This is a genomic window from Mycobacterium sp., assembly GCF_052144515.1.
Classification (GTDB): domain Bacteria; phylum Actinomycetota; class Actinomycetes; order Mycobacteriales; family Mycobacteriaceae; genus Mycobacterium.
Map to the genome: position 1 here is coordinate 1 of NZ_JBKQQD010000248.1, position 7,635 is coordinate 7,635.

At 66.3% G+C, this 7,635-nt stretch carries 4 protein-coding genes and 1 pseudogene; 3 read left to right on the top strand and 2 right to left on the bottom strand.

Annotated elements, in window-relative coordinates:
• The 3 genes and pseudogenes from ACLP9N_RS16850 to ACLP9N_RS16860 form a co-directional block, all read left to right on the top strand.
• Positions 1–198, top strand: a pseudogene (locus ACLP9N_RS16850) (hypothetical protein); the annotation flags it as partial.
• A 15-nt stretch (positions 199–213) separates the two neighbouring features.
• Positions 214–1,443 (top strand): serine hydrolase domain-containing protein, encoded by a 1,230-nt coding sequence (locus tag ACLP9N_RS16855; RefSeq protein WP_442408491.1) that lies wholly within the window; start codon positions 214–216, stop codon positions 1,441–1,443.
• A 67-nt stretch (positions 1,444–1,510) separates the two neighbouring features.
• Positions 1,511–2,500 carry an NAD-dependent epimerase/dehydratase family protein gene (locus tag ACLP9N_RS16860; RefSeq protein ID WP_442408492.1) on the top strand — a complete coding sequence of 330 codons (990 nt, stop codon included), beginning with the start codon at positions 1,511–1,513 and terminating at the stop codon, positions 2,498–2,500.
• A 48-nt stretch (positions 2,501–2,548) separates the two neighbouring features.
• Here the strand turns inward: ACLP9N_RS16860 and ACLP9N_RS16865 are convergent, their stop codons facing one another.
• Positions 2,549–3,853, bottom strand: a complete 1,305-nt coding sequence (locus ACLP9N_RS16865) for a PucR family transcriptional regulator (RefSeq protein ID WP_442408493.1) — start codon at positions 3,851–3,853, stop codon at positions 2,549–2,551.
• Positions 3,854–4,575: 722 nt separating this feature from the next.
• Positions 4,576–7,452, bottom strand: a complete 2,877-nt coding sequence (gene mobF, locus ACLP9N_RS16870) for a MobF family relaxase (protein ID WP_442408494.1) — start codon at positions 7,450–7,452, stop codon at positions 4,576–4,578.
• Positions 7,453–7,635: the final 183 nt, after the last annotated feature.

The window sequence follows — 7,635 nt, forward strand, 5'->3', positions numbered from 1 at the left end:
ATTAAATCTGCCGAGCACATGATCTGGCCCTACGACGACGAGGGCCGCCTGGTCGGCGAGGACGTCTGGGAGTACGACGAAACCGTCCGCGAGATCATCCCGCTCGACCCCGCCGATGTCCTGAGCGTGGAGCAGGCCGGCAAGCTGCTCGACCCGCTGATCAAGCCACTCCCGACCCATAACCCGTTCACCGCATAACGAGAACAGCTGCAAATGGTTCTCAGAGTCACAGTGTCGCCCAGTCTCATTGGCGGGGACGTCGACGAGGGGTACGGCAAAGTCGCTGACGCCTTTCGCCGAAACATGGTCAGCGGTCACGAGGTCGGGGCGGCTGTCGCCGTTTACCGTGATGGCGTCAAGGTGGTCGATTTGTGGGGTGGCTTCCGCAATGGGATCACCAAAGCTCCGTGGCAGGAAGAAACCCTCGTCAACATGTTCTCGACCACGAAAGGTGTTTCCGCGCTTGCGATCGCAGTCGCCGCCGCTCGGGGACTCATTTCGTATGACGCCAAGGTGGCCGATTACTGGCCGGAGTTTGCGCACGCGTCCAAAGGATCGATCACCGTCCGGCAGCTGCTTTCCCACCAAGCCGGGCTGCCCGCCATCGACGCGGCTCTGACGATGCGCGACCTGGCGGACCCGGCGAAGATGTCGGCGGTGCTCGCGGCGCAGGCCCCCGCTTGGACCCCTGGGACCAGACACGGCTACCACGCCGTCACGCTCGGCTGGTATGAATCCGAACTCATCCGCCGTGCGGACCCGTTGGGGCGCTCACTGGGCCAGTTCTTCGCGGACGAGGTTGCCAAACCACTTGGGCTGGAGTTCTACATCGGATTGCCGGCCTCGGTGGACCGCGACCGCGTGGCCCACTTGCACGGATTTTCGAAACGCGAGCTGCTGCTGCACCTCAGGACGATGCCGCCGCGTTTTGTGGCCGCTGTATTGAATCCGCGAGGTCTGACAGCTCGAACACTCGGCAATCCCAAGGGCATTGGTGATATCCACGCCTACAACCGGGAAGAGGTTCGTGCGGTCGAGATACCAGCCGCCAACGGCATCGGTACCGCACGGTCGGTGGCCAAAGCCTACGGTTGCGTCGCGACAGGTGGTTCTGTTCTCGGCTTGACCACGAGCACTCTCGATGCGCTCGCCAAGCCCGCGATTCCACCGACTAAGGGGTTGCGCGACAAAGTGCTCCGAGTCGACACGACATTCTCGCTCGGCTACATCAAACCCTTCCCCAAGTTCCGGTTCGGTTCGTCTGACAATGCGTTCGGAACCCCAGGAGCTGGTGGCTCGTTCGGGTTCGCCGATCCCGATACCCGGATCGGGTTCGCGTACGCGATGAACAGAGCCGGCTTCCACTTGTACAACGATCCACGCGAACTCGCGCTCCGCCAGGCCCTGTTCCGAGACATCGTCGGGGCGAGGTCGCAAACCTGAATGCACTCCAAAAGTGCGCAATGCCAACATGGGTCGGTCCGTCCGATCCGGAAGAGAGGACAGGCCGATGGGACTCACCGTGGCTGTTACGGGACCAACTGGCGAAATCGGAATCTCGGCAGTGACTGCCCTGGAACGAGACCCCGCCGTGGACCGGATCGTCGGGATGGCCCGCCGGCCATTCGATCCGGCCTTGCATGGATGGACAAAGACGACTTATCACCAGGGCGACATCATGGACCGTGACGCGGTGGACGCGTTGGTCGCCGACGCCGATGTCGTCATCCATCTCGCATTCATTGTGCTGGGTTCGCGCGCGGAAAGTGAGCGGGTCAACCTCGCGGGGACACGCATTGTCTTCGAGGCCGCCGTCGCTGCCGAGCGGGTGACGCGGCTGGTCTACACGTCGTCGGCCGCGGCTTACGGCTACCACTCCGCCAACCCGGATCCGCTCACCGAAGATGTTCCGCCCCGCGGATCGCCCGAGCACGACTATTCCGCGCAGAAGGCGGCCTGCGAAGCCGCGCTCGCCGAGATCACCGATGGCTCTTGGCTGGAAGTGTTCGTGCTTCGTCCGTGCATCGTCGCCGGACCGAAGGCGACCGCGCTGGCCGACGCGATGCCGTGGAATCGGTTTCCGTCCGCATTTCGGTCGATCACGCGCGCGATACCGCTTCTGAAGCTGCCCTTCCCCGACCCCCGTGTCCCGCTTCAGCTCATCCATCATGACGACGTCGCTGCTGCCGTCGCATTGGCGGCGAAGGCTTCAGCACCGCCGGGGGCCTACGACATCGCCGGGGACGGCGAGACATCGCTGTCGAAGATTGCGGCGGCCCTGGGCGGACGCTCCGTCCGGGTGCCCGCCGCTACTGCCACCGTCGGGTCGGCGGCGGTAGCCCGACTTCCGTTCCTTCCCGCCGAAGCCGGCATCTTCCACGTGGCACGAACGTCAGTCCTGATGGACACCGGCAAAGCCAAGTCCCAACTCGGCTGGGCCCCTGAATACACCGCTGCGCAAACCCTGGAGGCACTGGCCGCGGCGGCCCCCGAGACGTGACGGCGGGCGACAACCCGTTTCTCCCCAGTTCCTTACCCCCACGGGTGCCTAAATGTTGCCTGGAGTCCATCGATTCGTTTCAGGCGTCTCGTCGACGAGTTCGGCCAGGGTGAGCGCGACGCGCAGTTCGAGCGTGCGCTTGTCCACCGATCGACCTAGGAGCTCCTCGGCTTGCCGGAGTCGGTAGGAGACGGTGTTCTCGTGGATGCTGAGTCGCTTGGCGGTCCTGGCGCGGCTTCCGTTCTCGTCGAGGTAGGTGCGCACGGTCGCGGCGAGCCGCCGAGTGTTGTCATCGCCGGTCGCCAGTGCGCCCAGCTCGCACGAGACGAACGCGCGGGCCTGGTCGATGTTCGCAGTGGCGAGTGCGCGCAGCGAGATGTCGCTGTAGCGGGTGATGCTGCCTTCGCCGCGGCCGGCCATCCGCGCGATCCGTTGCGCTTGGAGTGCCTCGAGATGGCTTGCGCGAAATCCTACGATGCCGCGGGCGGGCTCGCCGATCGCGACACGAACCCCGGGTGCCGTCGCCGTCCGGAACCGCAGCTCGTCGAGCACTCTCGACGGGACGTGGCCTTTGGTGCTTATCCAGGCTGCCACCGACAACGTGCCGAGGGGCTGGACAAGCGGATGCTGGCTGCCGATCGCCGCGGCGATGTCGCGGAGCGCCGCTTCGAGCAGGGCCAGCGTGTTGCGCCCCTCTTCGTGGGTTTCCAGCCAGCCGATGGCGGCGACGTGCACGCGCTGCAGTTCGTGGCGCAGCCGCCGGCTTGCCACCTCGATATCGATCGGTTGCCCGGACAGGATGGCGCCGATTGTCTCGGCCTGGCTGGCAGCGGCGCTGCGCACCCAGCGGTCACGCTCTGTGGTGTACGCGTCCTCGAGGAGGCAGAGCGCGGCATCCACATAGGCGAACATCCATGCCGAAGACAACTCGATCGCCCGGTTAAGCTCGTCCGCGTCGGTCACATGCTTGGCCAGGATCGCGTTGAGATGCGGCGATGTGGCGGCGTGGCCGAGCCGGTAGCTGCGCAGCAACACGGTCAGCGGTACGCCGTGGTGGGCACCGTCGAGCGCGTAGTCGAGGGTCGCGGAGCCGAGGCTGGCGGCGTTCGGGGGATCGGCGCCGGACCGCAACACTTCAGCGAAGTCGCGGATACTCGCTTCGGTGCTGGCCCGGTTCGCTTCCAGCGCCTCGGCGTTGCCGAGTAGATCGGGCAGCCGCTGGCTGATGTAGCCCACGACCGCGTCGGAGATCTCGCCGGCGCGCTTGGCGAGTTCGACGGCCGCCGGTTGCAGGACCGTCGACCACAGCCGTCGCTCGGTCTGACCCTGAGCGCCCACCCAGGCAGGTTCCACGCTTTGCACGCTAGCGCTGCCCGTGTCGCGGCGGTGCGGATATCCGACAACAGCGCAGCGCAACGTTAGCGCGCAAAGACAAGCGCCCACCTGGCCCGCTGACCAACAATCGAAACATACGACAACTCCGCCACACTGACCGCGACGTCGACATGATCCATCGCAGGCTCAGCGTGCTCGCTGCAACGACCCTCGTGGGCGTGCGGTTGATGGCAATAGCCATCCCCACGACCGAGCCGCCCAAATTCCCGGCCGGCTCCCCTAGCCCGCGCGCTGTACGTCAAACTTTCACCGCTGCCAGAACCGGCATCAGCCTGTGATTCCGGGTGCGCGATCGTGAGATTTGCCCACAGGCCTCCACGAGGCCTTCACGCTCAGGGCAGTAGATAACTGCCCTCCAGAACGCTGTCGCAAGTCTCCGTAAGTCGACCGTTGTCGCCACAGGTCAAAGGTCAACTGGGCCGCGTTCTCTTAATCAGCGTGTCCAGAGTCCGAAAACCTGACGGCGCGCCAGGGCGTTGCCTCTACGGGCACTCAGCTTGATACCAGTAAAGAAACTTCGCACTACATGCTGTCGGTGAACTCTGCTGAGCTGGTACGGCTCACACGACGAGTCTCCGGGTTTCGTGGCGGCGGACGGGAGCGTCAGCGGACGGTAGCCGCCACGGTAGAGACTACGAAGTCGACGCTGGCCACCAGCCCGAGAACAACCGTTGCGGGTCTTAAAGTTCGAGACCGTAACCCTGATCGCGGCTGCGGATGCGGCTGCGTTGGCGCTGAGCGGCATGCTGGCTGGTGGCGGTGAGGCGTTGGTAGGCGGCGTCGCGGTCGCGGGTTTGGGCGGTGTGCCGACGCCAGGCCTGGGCGCGGTCGGCGCGGCGTTGGTCGTTGCGGTCGAGCAGTGCGGCGACGATGGTGGGCAGCAGTTCACGGTCGGTGTGTGCGGCGACGGTGTGCATGGTGGTCGCGCGGTCGTCGTTGGCGGTCAGGATTGTGTGCAGGGCGTGGGCGGCGGTGTGTTTGGTGCCGCGGTGTATCTGGTGGATGGCTGTGTCGGCGCCGTGGTGGTGTTGGTGGGCTTCGTTGGTGGCAGCCGGATAGATGGCGAGGTGGTTTTCGTCGCGCCCGCGGGTCATGCCGACGTAGGCCATGGCGCGGCTGGCGCGATCGGACAGGACCGTCCAGCAGATGCCGTATTGGTGGGAGTTGCCGATGGTCATGCCTTGGGCGGAGTGCACTGTGCCGACGTAGCTCAGGGTGATGTGCTCGCGTAGGTAGTCGCCGGCGAAGATGACGCGGGCCTTATCGGTGAGCCGCTCGGCGGCAATCCGGCCGTGGGTGGCGTCGACGTTGACCACGCGCCAGCGGTTGCCGTTGCGGACCTGGTCGATCCGCTCGCCTCGGCGGTGCTGTGTGCCGGGTTCCACGGCCAGGGTGGCGTCGTTGTGGCGGCTCAGGATGAGATCCCCGGCGCGGACCTGTTGATCACGGGCCACCGCCACACTCGCAGCATCCGCGGCGGTGAAGTGGTCGTGGAGGCGCTGGTTGATGGCGTCGGCGATGTCCCAGGTGTCGCAGAGGATCGCGACGTCTTTGCCCTCGGCGCGGGCTTTGATGTAGGCGGTGGTGGCGTCGGCGGCCATGGCGATCGGGTCCCCGGTGTGCAAGCGGTCCTGGTTGCGGTACCAGCCGACAGCTTTGCGCAGCCGGTTGCCGCGTCCGGAGCGCAAGGCGAGGGAGGCGTCGCGTTCGGCGGGGTCGCGCATCCGCCACACCTCAGTCAGGCGCTGCGACCACGGCAGGTCTTCACAGAGGTGCTCAAACATGCCGCCGCGGGCTTTGACCGGAGACAACTGATAGGCGTCGCCGACCAGGACCATCTTGGCGCGCGCGGCCGTGCTGACCTCGAGGAGGCGTCGCAGCTCGGGGGTCCCCACCATGGAGGCTTCGTCGACGACGACCACGGTGCGCCGGTCGACGTGGAGCTGATTGTCTTCGATGAGTGTGAGTGCTTTGGCCACCGTCAACCCGCGGTCGCCAGCCTGACCGCGCATCGCCTCATCGACGGCCTTGCCTGTCGGCGCGAGCACCAGCACCTCTTTGGCGGTGCGGTGCGCGGCGGCGCGCAGCGCGCGCAGCGAGTGCGTTTTGCCCGCACCTGCCGGGGCTTGCAGCGGCTGCACCAGATACGGCGAGGCCGCGATGGTGGCGATGGCGCGCGCCTGATCCGCGGACAGGCCACCGAGGTCCGCGGTGCGCGCATCGAGTCGCGCGCGGGTGTCGGCCGCGTCGACGATGTCGAAGATGCGCGTCTCTTCGGCGATCACCGCGTCCACGGTGAACATGTCGTGTCCTTCGCGGTGATGGGCTTCGCGGGGCGGGCTCACCCGCACCCCGACCATGTCCACGATCTGCTCGATCAGTGCGCGCGGATCCCCGGGTACGTCGACGGGCAGCAGCGCGCCCACCAGCTCCACGAGGTCGGCGCGCGTGAACCCGGGCTTGTCGATGCGCGCGACCATGCGCGCCAGGCGCGCGCGGTCCAACAGCATGCGCGGTGCGGCGCGGTCCTGGGCTATGCGCGGCGCGGCGCGGCGCGCGGCGCGCGCCTCAAGATGCGCTGCGCGGTCCAGTTCTAGACCGCGCGCATCGGCGCGCCACTCGTCTGTGAGTTCGGCCCATGCTTTGGATTCCGGCTTGGCCGGGCGTGTGGCTTTCTGCGCGGCGGCGAGCTGCTGGGCGGTGGGCTCACCGTCGACGACGAGCAGGTTGTTGTGCGCCCATTCCCGCAACCTGGTGGAGCGTTGCGACCAGGCCTTGATGCACTTCTTGGTGACGCCGGCGATCTCGGCCATCCCGGAGTGCTCCCCGACTGCTCTCCACTCCGCTCCGATCGCGGCGTGCAGCTCGTGACGCACCACGGCCTGATAGATCACCCCGGCGGCCTTGGCTTCGTGGTGCAGCGACTTGGAGTCGATCGACACCAGCGTGCCGTCGGCGCGGGATTGCCGGTTGGGCACGATGACGTGGGTGTGCAGGTGGGGATCTCCGCACCGCGACGTTTCGTGTTGGTAGGCGATCCCCACCAACCCCGGCAGCCGCTGCAGGTCCTTTTTCCCGGTCAGCGGGTTGTGCACCCGGGTGTATCCGGCGTGTTCGTGTAGGTAGGTCATCGCCGCGTCGATGCCCTTCTGATGGGCCATGACCATGGTCTTTTCGCCGATATCGTCGGTCAGGGCGCGTAGCAGCGACACACTCTTAGGGGCGGCGAACGTCAGGTCAAAACCGTGCACCGAGCCCGCGGTGAAGACCCGCCCGCTCGCTCCGTTGGGGGCGATCCCGTCATCGAGCCACCGGGCCGCCACCGTGGTGTCGGCAAACCCACCATGCAGCGCGGCAGCATCCAGCCCGGTCAGCTCCCCCACCGCCGCGGCGTCCCCGGCCACCACCCAGGTGGGTACCCGGGTATCGCTTTCGGAGTAGTACTCGCCCAGCCCTCCGCCGGCGGCTTGGCGATCCATCGCCGCGGCCTGGGCCTGATTGGCGGTGTCGTTATAGTAGTTGATGCTCCAACGCGATAGCCGTGAGATCGTCAACACAGTGAACCACCTCCCGATCTGGAACGGCGAAACTAGCTGCAGCGGCTGAGCTTCGGCGCACACCGCGCCCAATAGCAGTATTGCACCCTGTGCCAATGTGCCGAACGTTTTTGTGGGGCGAATTTTGGTAAGAGCAAGGAGGGCAATGGGTTTGGTGTGGTGATGAGAGTATACGGGTGGGGG